The 19,592-nt window shown below is 64.0% G+C and carries 15 protein-coding genes; 12 read left to right on the forward strand and 3 right to left on the reverse strand.

Annotated elements, in window-relative coordinates:
* The first annotated feature begins 69 nt into the window (after positions 1 to 69).
* The 6 genes from ACODS2_RS21555 to ACODS2_RS21580 all read left to right on the forward strand — a co-directional run bounded on the left by ACODS2_RS21555 (position 70) and on the right by ACODS2_RS21580 (position 8,198).
* Entirely contained in the window at positions 70 to 1,299 is a 1,230-nt protein-coding gene (locus tag ACODS2_RS21555; RefSeq protein ID WP_489000575.1) for a TolC family protein, read from the forward strand.
* Complete coding sequence (locus tag ACODS2_RS21560) at positions 1,296 to 2,786, forward strand: efflux RND transporter periplasmic adaptor subunit (protein WP_489000576.1); 1,491 nt, start codon at positions 1,296 to 1,298, stop codon at positions 2,784 to 2,786. Before ACODS2_RS21555 ends, ACODS2_RS21560 begins: the two co-directional genes overlap by 4 nt.
* Entirely contained in the window at positions 2,783 to 5,920 is a 3,138-nt protein-coding gene (locus tag ACODS2_RS21565) for an efflux RND transporter permease subunit (RefSeq protein ID WP_489000577.1), read from the forward strand. Before ACODS2_RS21560 ends, ACODS2_RS21565 begins: the two co-directional genes overlap by 4 nt.
* A 17-nt stretch (positions 5,921 to 5,937) precedes the next feature.
* On the forward strand, positions 5,938 to 6,330 hold the full coding sequence (locus ACODS2_RS21570) for a copper-binding protein (RefSeq protein ID WP_489000578.1): 393 nt from the start codon (positions 5,938 to 5,940) through the stop codon (positions 6,328 to 6,330).
* Between the two features lie 130 nt (positions 6,331 to 6,460).
* Positions 6,461 to 7,093 carry a YgjV family protein gene (locus ACODS2_RS21575; protein WP_489000579.1) on the forward strand — a complete coding sequence of 211 codons (633 nt, stop codon included), beginning with the start codon at positions 6,461 to 6,463 and terminating at the stop codon, positions 7,091 to 7,093.
* A gap of 46 nt (positions 7,094 to 7,139) precedes the next feature.
* Positions 7,140 to 8,198 (forward strand): DMT family transporter, encoded by a 1,059-nt coding sequence (locus ACODS2_RS21580; RefSeq protein ID WP_489000580.1) that lies wholly within the window; start codon positions 7,140 to 7,142, stop codon positions 8,196 to 8,198.
* 90 nt (positions 8,199 to 8,288) lie between these two features.
* Here ACODS2_RS21580 and ACODS2_RS21585 read toward each other — a convergent pair whose 3' ends face one another.
* The 3 genes from ACODS2_RS21585 to ACODS2_RS21595 all read right to left on the reverse strand — a co-directional run bounded on the left by ACODS2_RS21585 (position 8,289) and on the right by ACODS2_RS21595 (position 13,197).
* The gene (locus ACODS2_RS21585; RefSeq protein WP_489000581.1) at positions 8,289 to 9,398 is read right to left on the reverse strand and encodes a retropepsin-like aspartic protease; all 1,110 of its coding nucleotides are present in this window, start codon (positions 9,396 to 9,398) and stop codon (positions 8,289 to 8,291) included.
* Positions 9,399 to 9,736: 338 nt separating this feature from the next.
* Positions 9,737 to 10,609, reverse strand: coding sequence for an undecaprenyl-diphosphate phosphatase (locus ACODS2_RS21590; RefSeq protein ID WP_489000582.1), 873 nt, complete (start codon positions 10,607 to 10,609; stop codon positions 9,737 to 9,739).
* 65 nt (positions 10,610 to 10,674) lie between these two features.
* Positions 10,675 to 13,197, reverse strand: coding sequence for a heavy metal translocating P-type ATPase (locus ACODS2_RS21595; RefSeq protein ID WP_489000583.1), 2,523 nt, complete (start codon positions 13,195 to 13,197; stop codon positions 10,675 to 10,677).
* A 67-nt stretch (positions 13,198 to 13,264) separates the two neighbouring features.
* On the opposite strand from ACODS2_RS21595, the gene ACODS2_RS21600 reads away from it, so the two are divergent.
* The 6 genes from ACODS2_RS21600 to ACODS2_RS21625 all read left to right on the forward strand — a co-directional run bounded on the left by ACODS2_RS21600 (position 13,265) and on the right by ACODS2_RS21625 (position 19,591).
* Positions 13,265 to 13,684, forward strand: coding sequence for a MerR family transcriptional regulator (locus tag ACODS2_RS21600; RefSeq protein WP_174839339.1), 420 nt, complete (start codon positions 13,265 to 13,267; stop codon positions 13,682 to 13,684).
* A gap of 182 nt (positions 13,685 to 13,866) precedes the next feature.
* Positions 13,867 to 15,777 carry an FTR1 family protein gene (locus tag ACODS2_RS21605; RefSeq protein ID WP_489000601.1) on the forward strand — a complete coding sequence of 637 codons (1,911 nt, stop codon included), beginning with the start codon at positions 13,867 to 13,869 and terminating at the stop codon, positions 15,775 to 15,777.
* Between the two features lie 93 nt (positions 15,778 to 15,870).
* Positions 15,871 to 16,548 carry a cation efflux transmembrane domain-containing protein gene (locus tag ACODS2_RS21610; RefSeq protein ID WP_489000584.1) on the forward strand — a complete coding sequence of 226 codons (678 nt, stop codon included), beginning with the start codon at positions 15,871 to 15,873 and terminating at the stop codon, positions 16,546 to 16,548.
* Positions 16,549 to 17,004 (forward strand): hypothetical protein, encoded by a 456-nt coding sequence (locus tag ACODS2_RS21615; RefSeq protein WP_489000585.1) that lies wholly within the window; start codon positions 16,549 to 16,551, stop codon positions 17,002 to 17,004.
* 65 nt (positions 17,005 to 17,069) lie between these two features.
* Complete coding sequence (locus tag ACODS2_RS21620) at positions 17,070 to 18,428, forward strand: TolC family protein (protein WP_489000586.1); 1,359 nt, start codon at positions 17,070 to 17,072, stop codon at positions 18,426 to 18,428.
* Entirely contained in the window at positions 18,428 to 19,591 is a 1,164-nt protein-coding gene (locus tag ACODS2_RS21625) for an efflux RND transporter periplasmic adaptor subunit (protein WP_489000602.1), read from the forward strand. The genes ACODS2_RS21620 and ACODS2_RS21625 overlap by 1 nt, the downstream gene beginning before the upstream one ends.
* Position 19,592 lies beyond the last annotated feature (1 nt).

Raw genomic sequence — 19,592 nt, forward strand, 5'->3', positions numbered from 1 at the left:
ATTCCGCCGCCACTGATAGGCCTGTCATATTGTGCGCTGCCGATCCGGTCCTCCGACCAGGAGTTTTCCATGCGATTGTTTGTTTGTGCGTCGCTGCTCGCGGCGATCCCCGGGATTGCGTTCGCCGGTCCGCTTACCTTCGATGCGGCGCTTCGCCAGGCGGAGCACGATGCTCCCTCCATTCGAGCGAAGACGCTTGGCACTGATGCCGCGCGTTCGGCGCGTGGGGCCGCGGGAACGCTGCCCGATCCCACCCTCGCAGTGGGCGTAGACAGCTTCCCGATCTCAGGACCGCTCGCGTTCGAGCCGCAGCGGGACAATTTTACCATGGCGCGGGTGGGCGTGTCTCAGGACATTCCCAACCTCGCCAAGCGCCATGCCCAGCAGGCGCGCGCCGATAGCGACATCAGGGCGGCGGAGGCTGATACGGCGGTCGAGGCGCGCACCGTCGAGGTAGGTACGGCGTTGGCGTGGATCAATCTGGCCTATGCCGAGCGCAGGCTTGCCGCTCTTGACGACGTGCTGTCCCGGCTCGAGCGCGTCGTAGGGACCACGACCGGCGCTGTCGCTTCGGGTAACGCCCGGCCGGCACAGACGCTTGCCGGTCAGCAGGCGGTCGCGGCGATGCAGGATCGCCGCAGCGAGCTCGTCTCGAACGTGGCGCGAGCACGCGCGACGCTGACCCGCTGGACCGGCGATCCCACGCCTGAAATCGCCGGGCCGATCCCCGAATTCCCGGTCGATGCGGCCGAACTGCGTGCCGGTCTCGATCGCCATCCCACCGTTCAGGTGATCGATGCCCAGGCCGGCCAGGCGGACGCCGATGTGCGCGTGGCTGATGCCAGTCGGCGTTCTGACTTCGGCGTGAATGTCGCCTATCAGCGGCGCGATCCTCGTTTCGGCGACTATGTCTCGGCCGGTGTGACCGTCAGCCTGCCGTTTTTCACCCGCAACCGCCAGAATGCCGGGATCGCCGCGGCCCAGGCGAATGTGGGGCGGGTCTTGGCCGAGCGCGAGGCCACTAGGCGGGCGCTCGCCGCCGATCTCGACGCCGATCTCGCCGATCATGTCATGCATCATGAGCAATGGATGCGCGCGCAAGGAACGCTGCAGCCGCTGGCCGAGCAGCGCGTGAAACTGGAGACCGCCAGCTACGGTGCTGGACGCGCCAGTCTTGTCGATGTCGCCGACGCTTATGCCGCGCTGGCCGACGCAACCCTCACTGTCCTCGACCGCGAGGCGCTGGTCGCCGCTGACGGCGCGCGATTGACTCTAACGTACCGGAGCGAAGATCGATGAGCCTCGAGATATCACCGCGCGCCCGGCTGGGTCTTGCCGCCGCAGCGCTCGCCCTCGTCGCTGGTGGCGCAGGCTATGGCATCGCCCACCTCGGTGGGAGCGAAACCGCTCCTACGCAAACAGCCGATGCCGGTCGTAAGGCGCTTTACTGGTACGATCCTATGGTGCCGCAAGAGCACTACAACAATCCGGATACGCTTTCGTCGATGGGGATGAAGACCATCCCCAAATATGCCGATGAAGGCGGCGGCAACGCGCCGGGCATCCGCATCGATCCCGCTGCGTCCCAGACGCTGGGGCTGCGCCCGGTCGCCGTACGACGGGGACAACTGACCAGCAGCCTGACCGCCACCGGCACGATCGACTTCAACCAGCGCGATGTCGCGATCGTCCAGGCGCGCGCTGGCGGGTTCGTTCAAAGGGTCTATGCCCTGGCGCCCGGCGACATCATTGGCGCCGGTGCCCCACTCGCCGACCTGCTCGTTCCCGAATGGGGTGGCGCACAGGCCGAGTTCCTGGCGATCCGCCGCACCGGGAACGCTGCGTTGATACAGGCAGCGCGCCAGCGGCTCATACTGCTTGGCATGCCGTCTGGTACGGTCGCATCGGTCGAGCGAACGGGTCGGCCGCACAATGTCATGACGATTTCCACGCCAACCGGCGGCGTCATAAAGACGTTGGATGTGCGGGCCGGCATGACGATGACGGCAGGACAGACGCTTGCCGAGGTCAACGGCCTTGGCACGGTCTGGCTCAATGCTGCCGTGCCCGAAGCCATCGCGGGACCGCTCAAGCCCGGACAAACCGTGCAGGCCACGCTTGCCGCATTCCCCGGCGAGACATTGTCGGGCCGTGTCTCGGCGATCCTGCCTACGACGCAGGCCGACAGCCGGACGCTCACCGTGCGGATCGAACTACCCAATCGTGGTGGTCGTCTGCGCCCGGGCATGTTCGCAACCGTGTCGTTCGGCGGCAGCGCACAGCCAGCATTGCTCGTACCCTCCGAGGCGCTGATCCGCACCGGCAAGCGGACCTTGGTGATGCTTGCGCTAGATAAGGGCCGCTACCGGCCGGCCGAGGTGCAAACCGGCAGGGAATCCGGGGACGACACCGAGATCCTTGCTGGGCTCTCCGAAGGCGAGAAGGTCATCGCCTCGGGCCAATTCCTGATCGACTCCGAGGCTAGTCTTTCCGGCGTGCAGGCACGGCCGATCGGTGGCGGTGTGCCGATGGCAGCTGGCAAACCCGCAGCTACCGCCGCGCTCTACGAGACCGTAGGCAAAATCGAGCAGCTCACCGCCAATTCGGTGACGCTGAGCCACGAGCCGGTGCCGGCGATTGGCTGGCCGGCGATGACGATGACATTCCAACTTCCCGATCCGAACGTCGCGCGCGGCCTGAAGACGGGCGATCGTGTCCGTTTCGGGTTCGATCAACCGCCGGCCGGACCGACCGTGCGGCGCATGGCGAAGGTGGCGGGGCAGTGATTGCCCATCTCATCCGCTGGTCGGTCAGGAACCGCTTCTTCGTCCTGATCGGTGTATTGGCCCTTATCGGAGTGGGTATCTGGGCGGTGCGATCAACCGCGATCGACGCGCTACCGGACCTCTCCGACACGCAGGTCATCATCCGCACCAGCTATCCGGGACAGGCGCCGCAGATCGTCGAGAACCAGGTCACCTATCCGCTGACCACCACCATGCTTTCGGTGCCGGGCGCCAAGACGGTGCGCGGCTATTCCTTCTTCGGCGACAGCTTCGTCTATGTGATCTTCGAGGACGGCACCGATCTCTATTGGGCGCGCAGCCGCGTGCTCGAATATCTCAATCAGGTACAGGGCCGCCTGCCGGCGAGCGCCCGCAGCGCGCTCGGTCCCGATGCAACCGGTGTCGGCTGGGTCTATGAATATGCCCTGGTCGATAGGACCGGCCAGCACGATCTGGCCCAGCTTCGCGGGTTTCAGGACTGGTTCCTGCGCTACGAGCTGAAAACCGTTCCCGGTGTTGCCGAGGTCGCCAGCATCGGCGGCATGGTCAAGCAGTACCAGGTGCTGCTCGATCCGGTGAAGCTCGCCGCTTACGGGGTCACCCACCAGCAGGCCGTGCAGGCGATCCAACAGGCCAATCAGGAAGCGGGCGGCTCCGTGCTGGAGATGGCCGAGGCCGAATATATGGTCCGTGCCTCGGGCTATCTGAAGACGCTCGACGATTTCCGGGCCATTCCCCTGCGGACCGCAATGGGCGGTGTGCCCGTGCGGCTAGGCGATGTCGCCACGGTCCAGATTGGCCCCGAGATGCGGCGCGGAATCGCCGAGTTGAACGGCGAAGGCGAGGTCGCCGGCGGCGTCGTGATCCTGCGGTCGGGCAAGAATGCGCGCGAAACGATCGCGGCGGTCAAGGACAAGCTGGCCACCCTGAAGGCGAGCCTGCCGCCCGGCGTGGAGATCGTCACCACCTATGACCGCTCGCAGCTCATCGACCGTGCGGTCGATAACCTTACCCACAAGCTGATCGAGGAGTTTATCGTCGTCGCGATCGTCTGCGGCCTGTTCCTCTGGCACGTCCGTTCGGCACTGGTTGCGATCCTGACCCTGCCGATAGGCGTGCTGGCGGCGTTCGTCGTGATGCGGTTCCAGGGGGTCAACGCCAACATCATGTCGCTGGGCGGCATTGCCATCGCGATCGGCGCGATGGTCGATGCGGCGGTGGTCATGATCGAGAACGCGCACAAGAAGATCGAGCGCTGGGAACATGACCACCCGCAGCAGGTACTCGATAGTCCGACACGCTGGACGGTGGTCACTGATGCCGCAGCCGAGGTCGGCCCAGCGCTGTTCTTCAGCCTATTGATCATCACCCTCTCGTTCATCCCCGTGTTCACACTGGAGGGGCAGGAGGGCCGGCTATTCGCGCCGCTGGCGTTCACCAAGACCTATGCGATGGCATCGGCCGCGATCCTCTCGGTGACGCTGGTCCCCATCCTGATGGGGTATCTCATCCGGGGCCGCATTCCCGCCGAGCAGTCCAACCCGATCAATCGCTGGCTGACCAATATCTACCGGCCCGCCCTCGACTGGACGATGAAAAAGCCCAAGGCGGTGCTGCTGATTGCGGTTTTGGTCTTCGCAACGACGGCTTGGCCGCTCTCCCGACTCGGCGGCGAGTTCATGCCGAATATGGACGAAGGCGACCTGCTCTATATGCCCTCGGCCTTGCCAGGACTGTCAGCGGCAAAGGCCTCGCAACTGCTCCAGCAGACCGACCGGCTGATCAAGACGGTACCCGAGGTTGAGAGCGTGTTCGGCAAGGCGGGACGCGCCGAGACTGCCACCGATCCCGCGCCGCTCGAAATGTTCGAGACCACCATCCAGTTCAAGCCGCGTGACCAATGGCGGCCCGGTATGACCACGGACAAGCTCGTTGAAGAGCTGGACCGCACGGTGAAGCTACCCGGCCTCGCCAATGTCTGGGTGCCGCCGATCCGTAACCGCATCGACATGCTCGCGACCGGCATCAAGAGTCCGATCGGGGTCAAGGTCTCGGGCGCCGACCTCGCCCAGCTCGACCGCATCGCCCATGATATCGAGACGGTCGCCAAGACCGTGCCGGGCGTCAGTTCGGCACTGGCCGAGCGATTGACCGGCGGGCGCTATGTAGATGTCGATATCGATCGTGCCGCCGCCGCCCGCTTCGGGCTCAACATCGCCGACGTGCAGGCGATCGTCTCGGGCGCGATCGGTGGCGAGACCATCGGCGAAACCGTCGAAGGCCTGGCGCGCTACCCGATCAGCGTGCGCTATCCGCGTGAGCTGCGCGACAGCCTCGAGGGTTTGCGCACTTTGCCGGTGCTCACACCCTCAGGTCAGCAGATCACGCTGGGCACCGTAGCGAAGGTTGCGGTCGCCGAAGGGCCGCCGATGCTCAAGACCGAGAATGCCCGGCCATCGACCTGGGTCTACGTCGATGTCCGCGGCCGCGATCTCGCTTCGGTGGTAGGCGACCTGCAACGCGCGGTGGCGAAGGAGGTAAAGCTCTCGCCGGGCGTGAGTATCGCCTACTCCGGCCAATTCGAATATCTCCAGCGGGCCGTCGAAAAGCTCAAGCTGGTCGTGCCGGCCACGTTGCTGATCATCTTCGTACTGCTCTTCATGATTTTCGGTCGGTTCGACGAAGCCGCACTGATCATGGGCACGCTCCCGTTCGCGCTCACCGGCGGTATCTGGACGCTTTACCTGCTCGGCTTCAACCAGTCGGTGGCGACGGGCGTCGGGTTCATCGCGCTGGCCGGCGTCTCCGCCGAGTTCGGCGTGGTCATGTTGATCTACCTCAAGAATGCGCTGGAAGAGCGTGGCGTCGATCCTGATGCCGACCAGATCGAGGCGGCGGTCCGCGAAGGCGCGCTGCTCCGCGTCCGGCCCAAGGCGATGACAGTCGCAGTGATCCTCGCCGGCTTGTTGCCGATCCTGCTCGGCTCGGGCGCGGGTTCGGAAGTGATGAGCCGGATCGCCGCGCCGATGATCGGCGGCATGCTCACCGCGCCACTGCTCTCGATGTTCGTCCTGCCCGCTGCCTATCTGTTGCTTCGGCGGCGACGAGTAAAATCCCTCCACCAACCTCTTTAATCTGCAAGGAGAAGACCATGACTATGATACGACTGACCATTGCTCTCGGCCTCACCGCCCTGACGGCCGCCTGTGGCAAGAAAGCGGAGACGCCGGTTGCGGCCGAGACCAATCAGGCGGCACCCGCCGCGGCCATGAGCGGCGACATGGGCAATATGGCGATGGCGCCGGCGGCGACTGCGCCGATCAAGGCCAAGGGCCACGGCAAGGTCACCGCCATCGACAAGACCGCAGGCACGATCACGCTCGACCATGGCCCGATCCCTGAAGCCAAATGGCCGGCGATGACCATGACGTTTAAGGCGGCACCTGGGGTCACCGGCGCGGCAAAGGTAGGCGAAAAGGTCGATTTCGACGTCACACTAACCGGCAGCGCCGGCGAGGTGACGGCAATCCTAAAACAGCCCTGAGCCGGCGATCGCCTTGGCGCATTAGCGTGTAATTAACCTTGTTCCGTCACGCTTCGGCAATGGAACAATTGAGATCCCGCGCCAAAACGCAAGCACAACTCGACGTCCTATACATCGCGCAGTGGCAGTCATGATTGCCACCGCCTTTGGCTGCCTGGCTCTCTTGTGCGTCGTGAGTTGGCCATTTTTCAACGATTACGGGACGGTGATCAAAATTCAGAGCACCGGTGCGGCCGCGTTCGCGCTTTATTTTCTTGCGCTGGGATCGCCCACGGCAGCGATGGCTTGTCTCATTTCGTGCTCCCAACTCATTATTTCTGCGGCTGTGCGAGACCGTTACGTGGTCATCAGGCTTTATGGTGCGAGCCTCATTCTTTTGGCCTTTCTCTCAATTGTGACGTGGCATGGCATCCCGTCTGCCTTGGCCTTAACCGGTAGCTCCTTCGGCACCCTCGCACGGCTCCAGACTTCAACCACGCGGATGAAAAGTCTCTTCCTTGTCGGTGCGCCATTCTGGCTTGCACATAATCTGATAGTTGGGGCGCTCTTCGCGCTGGGTACGGATCTAGTCTCGCTAGTATCCAACATCGCGAATCTTTCGAAATTCCTGCTAAAGCAGCGGCGCGCCTCGGTGGGCGCTTCGGCGTCCGTTGCATTGGTCACCACACAAGCTGCGGTCCTTGTCCGATCTGGACAGTCGAGGATCATCCGCCTTAAGCCCCGGCGGATCTACCGTGACCTGCTTGTGAAAAATACCGTATAGGGAGCATCCACGAGTCAGGTAGCATTCGTATGATGATCGCTCGCCAGTGAAGCCAAGCTCGGGTGCCGTACTGGCGATCTTGTCAGCGCTATTGTTTGGCGCCAGTACACCGTTCGCGAAGCTCGCCCTTGGTAATGGTGTAAACGCTTGGCTGCTCGCCGGACTGCTTTATCTCGGATCGGGTTGCGGGCTTGCTCTCGTATATGCGTTGCGCAGAGCGATCGGACGCGGCGAGGGGGAAGCATCGCTCGTCCGATCCGACCTGCCTTGGCTGGCGCTCGTCATCCTGTGCGGAGGCGGGGTCGCACCGATCTTGCTGATGGCGGGACTGGCAAAGACGCCTGCGTCCACCGCGTCGCTTCTGCTCAATCTGGAAGGTCTTGCGACCCTCACCATCGCTTGGCTGGTGTTCCGCGAAAATGTCGATCACCGTCTGTTGGTCGGCGCTGCGGCGATCCTCGGCGGCGCGGTGTTGCTATCGTGGCGTGGCGCTCCCGCCGGCGGTGGCCTGGGCATGTTGGCGATCGCCGGCGCTTGCCTCGCCTGGGGTATCGACAACAATCTCACCCGAAAGCTCAGCAGCGCCGATCCTGTCCAGATCGCGATGCTGAAAGGGCTGGCCGCAGGGAGCGTCAATCTCGTCCTGGCGCTGACGCTTGGCGCATCCTTACCAACGGTTCCGGTGGTTGCAGGTGCCGCGCTGATCGGCTTTCTTGGGTACGGCGTCAGCCTCGTGCTGTTCGTTCTCGCGCTTCGGCACCTCGGCACGGCTCGGTCGGGAGCCTATTTCTCGACGGCACCGTTCATCGGTGCATTACTCGCGATCGCGATGTTCGGTGAAACGGTCACCATGCCCTTCATCATCGCCGGGATCCTGATGGCGATCGGGCTCTGGCTGCACCTGACCGAACCGCATGGCCACGACCATGCGCACGAACCTCTCGAACATGATCATCGCCATGTTCATGATAGCCATCATCAGCACCAACATTCGCCAGGCGTCGCTTTAGACGAACCCCACAGTCACTGGCATCGGCATGAGCGAATGACGCATCGCCATGCCCACTTTCCCGATTTGCACCACCGGCATACGCACGATTTATAATTTCTGCAGGCGGCGCGGCGGCGAAACAGAGGCTGATTCAACTTGCTCCCACGATGTTCGGTCAGTTGTCTTTGGAAGGGCATTCGTGACTTAGAAATAGTCTGCGAGAAGGAGTTCTCGCACATGGCCCTTCTGATCTCGCAAGGTTACGCGCGTGCCTGCCGGCCTGAAGCGCCACCGCCAATGCTTACCTGAAATGTAAGATCCATCGATACTCCGACCGTTGAGCGCCCGAATGCGGTCTCCCACGGTCCAGCCAGCGGCGGCAGCTGGGCTGTTTGCCGCGACATGGACAATGGACAGTTCGTTCCCGGTGAGGGCCAGTCCGAAGCCGCTGTGGTCCTCCAGGATGGGCAATCCGTGCCGCGCTGGTCGCAGCCACACCTGTCCAGCCGAAAGGTCAAGCACCGTGTCAAACTGAGAGATTATCGGGAATCCGATGCTGCCCACGGCACTCGTAGACAGCCAGCTTGAAGGTGTGAGCGTAGGAATTGAGGGGACGGAGAATGAGCCTAACTGGACCATTTCAGCCATGAAGGCGGTTGCAAGCATGATACCATCTACCCCCCCGATCGCCGCGGTTGACCGCTTGATTCCTTCAAGGAGTCGATGCTCTTCAACATAGGCGCGGGCCAGCATCAGCGCTGTCGAACTGCCGAGATCGAAGACCATGGGCGCGCTTGGCAGACCGGCCACGGAAGCCTGCACGAGTAACTCGAGATTTGCCCCATGTGAAAGCGGGACGCGGCGCCAGTCCGGTCCTGCTGAAAACGAACCGCTCTCGGCGACAGCAATCCGAGAATTGTCAAAGTCCAAGGCTATTGAACGCCCGGTAAGCATATCTGCGCCAAGCACTACATCGACATCGCGGCCTAAAGCGGCCGATACGGCTTTCAGATCGCTTATGATGACAAAGGGTGCGCGGCGCAGTTCGCCTGCAAACGCGATCTCTACATCGCGCGCAAGCTGTACGCTTGCCCGCGCGCCCACTCCGCGAATTGTCCTCCGCTCCGTCGACGAGAGTCCAAGTTTGGCTGCCAAAGACGAACTAAGGATCGTGGCAGCGCTACCGCTATCGAGAATAGCTTCAGCAGATACGGCCGCCACGTCAATGGGGAGAACTAACGTGTCGCCTGTGACGAGGCTGAACGCCTGCCAACGAGGGGGGACAGGAAACCCGTTCCAATCGCGCATTAACATCGCCGCTCCCGCGTACGCGGGCCGGTACAGCGCTTCGGCCAATAAAGTCCCGCAGCAAAGAAGCCCCGCAGTAATATCACGGCGAGTAATCGTAGTCTTTCCCAACACCAACTCACTAGCCTTTCAATCCAGGCCGGGGATCCTTCCGACTCTGAGGGGCACATACATTGTAAAGCTATTTGATTAGCAATCCTGCCACGCTGTTCACCGAATGGGGTAGCGGTCTGTCATCGTGCCGACCATGCCATCGAAGCGCCTAACGTCGATGCGGCATTGAGGGGACCGCCATGCTCGACTCTTCAGCGGCAACTGCGAAGCCGGCGGCCCGGGCGCGTGGTTCAAACGAGCCAGGCGTTGGCGGTCGCAACGAGCAGAAGAACGCCGAGCATTCCCCGATAGATGACGAACGGCCAGGCGGAGAACCGCTCAAGGACGCGCATCAGCGCCCAGATCGCGGCGAACGCGGAAACGGACGCGACAACCAGGCCGACCGCCAGAACGGACCAGCCATGCAGATCGAGATGGGCTTTGTGCAGCTCCCATAATTCCTTCGATCCTGCCAGAGCGATCGCCGGAATGCCCAACAGGAATGAGAAGCGGGCCGCTTCCTCGCGCTTGAAGCCGAGCGCGAGCGCGGCGGTGAGGGACGATCCTGAGCGCGAGACGCCTGGAATAAGGGCACCGACCTGCGCGAGCCCGACGAGCAAAGCGTCCACCAGCGATGCCTTCTCAACGCTGCGGCTGTGGCGCGCCAGAATCTCGCTGAGCCCCATCAGCGCCGCCATCGCTATGCAGGCCCAGCCAATGACGGACAGGGCGCGAAAGGGCGAGTTGCATGTATTGAGGCTATTCGACAGCAGAGCACCCGCCAGCACGATCGGGACCGTCGCGAGAGCGATCCAGATCGCCAGACGGAGATTGGGATCGGCGAACTGTCGATGGCCGATGGCCGACACGGAACCGACCACCAGGCGGCGAACGTCCTGCCAGAAATAACTGATTACGGCGGCGAGCGCGGCGAGCTGCATCGCGGCCGAAAAAGCCGAGCCGGGATCTCGCCAACCCAACAGGGCGGGCACGATGCGCATATGAGCTGTCGACGAAATCGGCAGAAGTTCGGTGATACCTTGCACCACGCCCAATATGGCGACCTTGGCATAGCCCAGTGTCACGAAGCCCGTGTCGACGCCCGCGGCACATTGTCCGGTCATAGCAGTACAGTCCTATTGGGTGGTGGGTGAGCGTAGATCGTTGCTTCGCTGCCCGGGTAACCGGATTATCGAACCCGCTGGTCGTGACCGACAAGACGCATGCCATTGAGCACGACCAGGAGGGATGCGCCGACATCCGCCGCGATCGCGCCCCAGAGCGACGCCATGCCAAGCAGCGTCAGGCCTGCGAAAACGAGCTTTACGGCCAGCGAGAAGCCGATGTTCTGCCGGATGACGGCGAGTGTCGCCCTCGAATGCCGAATGAGCCACGGCAGCCGAGAGAGATCGTCCTGCATCAGCGCGATATCCGCCGTCTCGATCGCCGCATCGCTGCCAAACGCGCCCATGGCGATGCCGAGGCCCGATCGCGCCATCGCCGGCGCATCATTGACGCCGTCACCGACCATGGCGACGAGGCCGTGCTGCGCTACCAGCCTTTCTATCGCCTCGACCTTTTGTTCGGGAAGCAGCTCGGCGTGAACCTCATCCACGCCGGTCGCGCGCGCGATGGCCTGGGCAGGCGCGCGACTGTCTCCGGTCAGCATGACGATCTGCGCGATGCCAAGTTCATGCAGTTGCGCGACGATCTGTCGGGCCTCGGGACGCATCGCGTCACCGACCGCAATCAGTCCGATGACCGACCCCGCCTCACCGACAATAGTGCCGGTCAGTCCCGCGGCGGCTATACGATGCAATTGGGCGGTGAGCGCATCATCGCCAGCGCCCCCAAGGCGCTCTCCAAGATAGCCCGGCGATCCGACCCAGGCCTCGCGGCCGTCGATCGCGCCAACGACGCCTTTACCGGGCAACGCCGTCACAGATTTTGCGGGGACCACGTCAACGCCGCGTTCCGCTGCGGCGTCAAGGATCGCACGCGCAATGGGGTGCTCGCTTCGGGCTTCAATGGCCGCGGCAACCGCCAGTAGTTCAACCTCACTCCGGCCGCCAAGGGGAACAAGCTCGACCACCTTGGGACGCCCAAGCGTGAGCGTCCCCGTCTTGTCCATAGCGATCGCGGTGATGCGCGCAGGCGTTTCGAGATGGACGCCTCCCTTGATCAGCACGCCCTGCTTTGCCGCGCCGGTCAGTCCCGCAACAATGCTGACGGGCGTCGAGATGACGAGGGCACAGGGGCAGGCGATGACAAGCAACACCAGTGCCTGATAAAACCAGACGGCCCAACTACCGCCGAGCAGAAGCGGTGGGACGAGGAATACGGCCAGCGCAAGCAGCATCACAACCGGCGTGTAGATCCGCGCGAAGCGCTCCACCCACTGTTCGGTCGGCGCACGCTTGCGCTGCGCTTCACCCACCATGCGCACGATACGGGCAAGCGTCGTGTCGGAGGCCGGCCTGGTCGTTACGATCTCGATCGCACCCATGCCGTTGATGGTCCCGGCAAAGACCGTTGCGCCTTGTGCGACGGTGACGGGGACGCTCTCGCCTGTAATCGGTGCCTGGTCGACCGCGCTCGTCCCCGCAATCACACGCCCGTCGAGCGGAATCTTTCCACCGGGCGGAACGATCACCTGCGTGCCGACCGCGACATCAGCGACCGGCACATCCTTCTCGACGCCTGTGGCATCGCGTATCCGGGCAGAGTCGGGGGCGATGTCCATGAGCGCCGCGACGGCACGGCGGGCCCGTCCAAGGCTCCATGCCTCAAGGGCGAGCGCAAGCGCGAAGAAGAACGCCACGGTCGCCGCTTCGAACCATTGCCCAATGCCGAGGGCGCCCGCCACAGCAACGATCATGAGCAGGTTCATGTCCGGCCGGAGCCGCCGTGCCGCGAGGACCGCCTTGGGGGCGACGTACCGAACCGCCGAGAGGATTGCCAGGGAATAGGCGAGCATGGCGAGGAGCGGAGGATGAGCCTCCCGCGCCAGACTCTCGTGCAACACCGCGGCGAGGCCGCTCGCGCGGACATGGATCGCAAAGCCCGCCACGACCAACACGCCGCTCGCGATCGTCAGCGCGGCCTGGATGCGGCGCCGACGCTGCTCGGCTTGCGCGCCGGCACTGTTCACGCCTTCTTTCCAGAGTTCGGCGCGCATGCCGGTGCGCTCGACCGCCTTCAATATTTCGGTGTGATGTAAGGCGTCGGAAGCACCCGCGACCGACATGCGGCCATTGATGAGATCAAACGACAGCTTCTCCAACCCGACGACCGGCCCGACTTCGCGCTTGAGCACCTCGACTTCGTCGCCGCAGTCCATGCCGTGGATTTTGAAGATGACGCTGTCCGGACGGTCAGGAAGCATCTGTTCGACAGGCATCGGTTCGCCCGAGCAGCCACTGCAACCGCCAGCATCTGCTTTATCCTCCGCGAACGCATCTGCGGTTTGCAATTCGGCTGTCATCCCGGTGGTCGAGACGGCCGCGATCACCGCCTCCACCCCGATGCCGGACTCGACATCGACATCGAGGAGACCGCGCTTCGGCTGGAACGACAAAAGCTCCTCGTCCCCGATAAGGGGGACGAGGACTTCCTTGAGAAGCCGAACCTCATTCTGGCAGTCGAGCCCGTGGACCTTGAAACGCCACCAGCGGCCCATCGCGATAGCGTGCGCGTTGGTTTGCTCGACCATATCGTCACCTCGACTTTTCGACATGACACCCTTTATAAAGTCTGAAGTCACTAGAGGGTCAACCGATATGTCCGTCGAGCTACTCAGCATCGGAAAGCTCGCGAAAGCGACAGGGACGAAGGTCGAGACAATTCGCTACTATGAGAGTGTAGGCTTGCTTGCCCCGCCGGGGCGAACGAAGGGCAATTATCGGGCCTATTCCGCGCAGCATCTCGCACGACTCAGCTTCATTCGCCGGGCACGCGCGCTGGGCTTCTCGATCGACCAGGTCCAGGAGCTTCTCAAGCTCGCGGACCAGAAAGACATTTCGTGCAAGGCCGTCGACACGATCGCCCGCGAACATCTCGCCGAGATCGACCGAAAGCTTCGGGATCTGAATACCCTCAGATCCGAACTGAGCAGCGTTATCGTCCAGTGCGGGCAGGGCACAATTTCCGAGTGCCGCATCATCGAGACGTTAGCGCCGGATTCCACAGCATTCAGTTAGGGGAGATGGTGTCCGATAATGCCCTCCGCACGCACGAGCTAATGCAAACGAGTCGCAAAACTGCTTGACCCTCTAGCTGCTAGAGGGTCTAAAGGAGGCGGATGTTTACGTCCCCGACCCGCCTCCGCCTTTTGCCGATTCGCGTGCAAGCGCCTTCAGTCCGCCGATGGGTGCTCCGCATGATGGCGGTGCTTGCTGCCGTGGCCTGTACACTGGGTGCCAGCGCTATGGCCCATGCCGAAACGGCGGATGTCCAGACCGCATGGCGGCTTCTGGACTATATGGCGGTCGACTATGGTGGCGCGGTTTCCGGTGGCAGGATCAAGAGTGCCTCCGAATATGCAGAAATGACCGAGTTCGCGGCGTCGGTCTCCGCGCGCCTCGCGGCGTTGCCGCCAACGTCCGAACGTGCGAGGCTCATCGAGGGTGCGACACGGCTTCAGGCGGTCGTTGCCGCCAAGGGGTCGCCGAGCCAGGTTGCCGATCTTGCTCATGGTCTCGCCGCCGATCTGCTCAAAGCCTATCCGGTCCCGCTTGCTCCGGCCAAGGCACCCGATTTCGCGCGTGGCGCGACGCTCTTCGCCCAGAATTGCGCGAGCTGCCACGGTGCGGCCGGCGATGGTCACGGCCCGAACGCCGCCAAGCTCGCCACCCCGCCTATCGCGTTCACCGATGTCACCCGCGCTCGCCAGCGCAGCCCCTTCGCGCTGTATCAGGTGATCGACCAGGGTATCGACGGCACCGCGATGCAGAGCTTCTCATCGCTGCCGTCAGACGATCGCTGGGCACTTGCTTTCTATGCGGGGCATTTCGCCTTTTCCGATGCGGCCGCTAAGGAAGGCGAACGGCTATGGAAAGCCGATCCCAGCGTTCGCCAACGGATTCCCGATCTGACGGCCCTGGCCGGGCTGACCCCGGTAACGCTGGCCAAGAGCATGGGGCCCGAGCAGGCCGATGCGATCATAGCCTATCTGCGCCGCCACCCTGAAGCCGTGGTTCAGCAGGCAACGGGCTCGCTCGACGTGGCGCGGGGCAAGCTGGCGCAGAGCCTCGCGGCCTATCGCGCGGGCAATCGCCATGCGGCGCAGGAATTAGCGCTGTCGGCCTATCTCGACGGGTTCGAGCCGCTCGAACCCATGCTGACCGCGCGTGACGCAACGCTTATGGGGCATATCGAGAGCGCCATGGGCGAATTCCGCGCATCGCTCCAGCAAGGCCGCCCGGCCGACGAGGTGGCGACCCGTGTCCAGGTGCTCGATGGCTTATTCGATGACGCCGATGCGGCCTTGTCCCCGGACGCGGGGAGCAGCGCATCGACCTTTCTGGGCGCGTTCACCATCTTGCTGCGCGAGGGGCTCGAAGCCCTGCTGATCGTCGTTGCGATGATCGCCTTCCTGCGCAAGGCCGAGCGACCCGAGGTGCTGCCCTATGTCCATGGCGGCTGGATCGGCGCGCTGGCGGCGGGCGGCCTGACCTGGGCGGTTGCAACCTATGCGATCGGGATCAGCGGGGCGAGCCGTGAGCTCACCGAAGGGTTTGGATCGCTGTTCGCGGCCGTCGTCCTGCTCTCCGTGGGGATATGGATGCACGGCAAGGCGCAGGCGGACCAATGGCAGCGCTACATCCGCGAAAAGATGTCGCGCGCGCTGTCACGGCAATCGGCCTGGTTCCTCTTCGGCCTGGCCTTCATCGTCGTCTATCGCGAGGTGTTCGAGACCATCCTGTTTTATGCCGCGCTCTGGACCCAGGGCAATGGCGGTATCATGCTGGCTGGCGCCGGCTCGGCGGTCCTTCTGCTCGGCCTCATTGCCCAGGCGATGCTGCGCTACAGCCGCGACCTGCCGATCGCGAAGTTCTTTGCCTATAGCGCGTGGCTGATGGCGCTCCTCACCATCGTACTAGCCGGCAAAGGTGTGTCGGCGCTGCAGGAAGCCGGCATCATCGACATTGCGCCGCTTGGCGGCGGAATTCGCGTCTCGGTGCTGGGCATCTTCCCGACCGTGCAGTCGATGGGCGCCCAGTTGCTGATGCTCGTCGCGGTGGCCGGCGGCTTTATTCTCAACCGGCGCCGTGCCGTCGCGGCAACCACCTGATGAAGATCGGAGCAGGGAGCGATATTCGTCTTGACCCTCTAGTAGCTAGAGGGTGCATAAGGCTTCCCATGATGCTTGCACGCGTGGATAATCATGGTCTGTAGCAGCTGCCAGTCGGCTGCGCCGGCTGCGCCCGATCCGCGCTGGCGCCGCGTGCTGTGGATCGCTCTCGCGATCAATCTGACGATGTTCGCTGGCGAGATCGTCGCAGGTATCACCTCGGGGTCGCGTTCGCTGCAGGCGGACGCACTCGATTTTCTAGGCGACTCCGCCAATTATGCGATCAGTCTCGGGGTCGCGAGTATGGCACTGGGTTGGCGGTCGCGTGCCGCATTGCTGAAAGGCGGCACCATCCTTGCCTTCGGCCTCTACGTCTTGATCACCACGCTGCTTGCCGCGCTGGGCGGGGGCATACCGCAAGCTGGGACGATGGGTATAGTCGGGGTGATCGCACTGGTCGCAAACGGTAGCGTTGCGCTCATGCTCTACCGCTACCGGAGCGGTGACGCGAACATGCGATCGGTGTGGATCTGCTCTCGTAACGACGCCATCGGTAACTTGGCGGTATTGCTTGCCGCCGCAGGTGTGCTCGGCACGGGTACGGCCTGGCCGGATTTGGCGGTAGCGCTGATCATGGCGGGGCTCGGCATTTGGGGCGGCCTCCAAATCATTATCCTGGCGCGGACGGAGCTATATCCCAAACCATCGGAAGAGGCGTCGGCACAACATTCGCGAACTTCTGGCAGCTTGCAGTTGCTGGAGCGCAAATAGATGCTTTCCATCGCAATCCGCCTTCGCGCAAGACGCGCGATCTCGCCAGAGATTATGCGATCTTGGGGCTATCGGGTTGTCGGCTTTCCTGTTAGTTCGTTGTCCGTGCGACGCTTGCTGAACATCCTTGCTTATTTGGCGATCGTCCTTTCCGTAGGGACGACGGCGACGGCGCATGTGCTGGAACGGCCGGATGTAAGCGTTTCGTCGCAAGAAATAGGCGTGGACGAAGTCGCCATGGGCCATGCGCCCGGCGATCCCGATCAAGTGCCCGCCGATGGTGACAAAGGGTATCCTCACCATCACGGCGGCTGCCACGGCGATCACGTCGCAGCGCCGGTCAAGATCTCCAATGCCGCACTCACGCACGACCTTCGGCTTGCCCCCATTTTCGCAAGCCATTCTATGCGGCCGCTCTCGACTGCCGATCCGGCGCTGAGGCCCCCGCAAGCCTGACGATCCGCTGACCTCGCCGGCCATAGCCGCGCGGGGCGAATCCGGTTCGTCAGGAGTCATCATCTATGTATCGCACAATCGCGGCCGTCATGGTCGCGGCGACCTTGGCCAGTACGGCCGGGGCGCAGACAGCACTGCCGTCCGGCATTCCGGCGGCGACCACTTCGTCACAAGCGGCAGATGCGTTCTCGCTCGAGGACGCCCTTGCCGCGGGCGGTATGCCATCAGTCCCATCGGCCGCAGCCAGCAACGGCTTGGCGTCGGGGGCGGGGGGTAACGGTCCGGCACCCCTTCCATCGGTTGCGGCGGCGGCGGCCGGCGTTGGCGCCGCAACCGCAGCGCGGCGCGTTGCCGGGCTGCGCCCCAATCCAGAGTTTCAGGCTCAGGTCGAGAACGTCGCCGGCACCGGCGTCTACAAGGGGCTGCGGAGTTCCGAAACGACGGTGGGTGTAGCGCTCCCGCTGGAGTTGGGCGGCAAGCGGCCGGCGCGTGTCGCGCTTGCAACGGCACGGCTCACCCGCGCGCAGGTCCAGGCTGAAATCGCGCGAGCGGATCTCCGCCTGCGGATCACGCAGCTCTATATCGAAGCCGCCGCTGCGGAGCGCCGCGCCGAAGTGCTGAGCGAGCAAGCCGGGATCGCTAACAATGCGTTCCGGGTCTCAAGCGAGCGCGTCAAGGCCGGCGACGTCGGCCCGATCGAACAACAGCGGGCCGACGTGCTGCGCATCAACGCGCAGGTCGCGGCCGACAGCGCGGCGCGGCAGGCACAGGCGGCGCGGGCAAACCTTGAGACACTACTGGCGGTGCCGGTGACGGGGCCCCTCGATCGCGCGTGGTTCGAGCGAATCGATGGCTACGGACCGCCACGGCCGATCGAGGTCGAGGGGACGTTGGCCCTGGCTGCGGCGGAAGCCGACGTTCGCACCGCCGACGCACAAGTGCGCGTCGCCCGATCGCTGCGCGTGCCCGACCTGACCGTCAGCACGTTTGCCCGCCGATTGGAGGCGACCAACGACACCGCCGCGGTCGTCGGCATTTCGATCCCGATCCCGTTCTTCAACAACGGTAGCGCGTTCGTGGCGCAGTCGCGATCGGAGCAGACGCAGGCGATCGCGCTGCGCAACCTCGCCGTGATCGATACCCGCCAGCAGATTGCCAGCGCGCAAACCGAAGTGGCGAACGCCGCTGCGACCGCCCGAGCGGCGGGCGGACCGGCTTTGACGGCGGCACAGGAAGCTGCCCGTATCGCGCGGATCGGTTGGACGCAGGGCAAGTTCGACCAGATCGCGCTCCTCGATGCCGAGCGCACGCTGTCACAGACCCGCCAGACCTACGTCGATGCGCTCGCCGCCTATCACGACGCACAGGCCCGGCTCGACCGGCTCACGACGCCGGCCCCCATGATTTCCGGAGATGATCGATGATGAACGATAAGCGCCTTCTTGGCGGTGCGGCGGCTGTCGCGATCGTCGCCGCACTTGGCGGCTTCGGGATCGCACGCTGGACTGGGAATGAACCCGCCGCGACGGAAGCGGCAAGCGGCAATGCCGCTGCGCCTGCGGAGGTGGAAAAGACCCCTGACACGGTGACGATGACCGCGCAGGCGGTCCAGCAGGCCGGCATCGCCACAGAGACGATCAATCTCGGCGGGCTCGGCGCGGAAATCGTCGCGCAGGCGACGGTGAGCGCGGCGCCGCAAGGCGAAGCGATCGTGACCGCCCGCGCAGCCGGCGCGGTGACGCGGCTGATGAAGCGGCTCGGCGATCCCGTGCGCGCCGGCGAAACGCTTGCTGTCGTCGAAAGCCGGGACGCGGCGCAGTTTGCCGCCGATCGCACTGCTGCCGCTGCCAAATCGACGCTTGCGCAAAAGGCGCTCGCCCGCGAACAATATCTGTTCCGTCAGAAAGTCTCGGCGCGTGTCGAGCTGGAACAGGCGGAGGCGGAGGCCGCCTCGGCCGCCGCAGAGGCGCGCCGCGCCAGCGTGGCGGCAGGCGCGGCCCGCGTGACATCGGACGGTCGCGGTGTGCTGGTGTCGAGCCCGATTTCAGGCCGTGTCACCTCGGAGAATGTCAGCCTGGGTGCCTTCGTCCAGCCAGAGACCGAGCTGATGCGCGTCGCCGATGCCTCGAAGATCCAAATCGAGGCGTCGGTCGGACCGACTGACGCCCAGCGGCTCTCACAAGGTGATCGAGCGATCATAGAACTGCCCGATGGGCGGACGGTGGAGGCAAAGGTGCGTGCCGTTACACCGGGACTTGCTAACGATACGCGCTCGGCAACCGCGGTCCTCGATGTGCCCGGCACGCTTCAGCCGGGTCTCGCGGTGCGGGTGCGATTACTGCCGAGCCGGGGCGGCACCTCCAACGCGATCGTGGTGCCGGAAGATGCGGTGCAGACGCTCGATGGGCGCGACATCGTGTTCGTTCGGACCGCGCAGGGCTTCCGCGCCCGGAATGTCACGATCGGACAGCGCAGCAACGGTCGCGTCGAGATCCTGAAGGGTCTCGTTGGCGGCAGCCAGGTCGCAACCAAGAACGCATTCCTGCTCAAGGCCGAACTCGGCAAGGGCGCGGGCGAGGAAGAATAGA

The sequence above is a fragment of the Novosphingobium sp. FG137 genome (genome assembly GCF_057809735.1).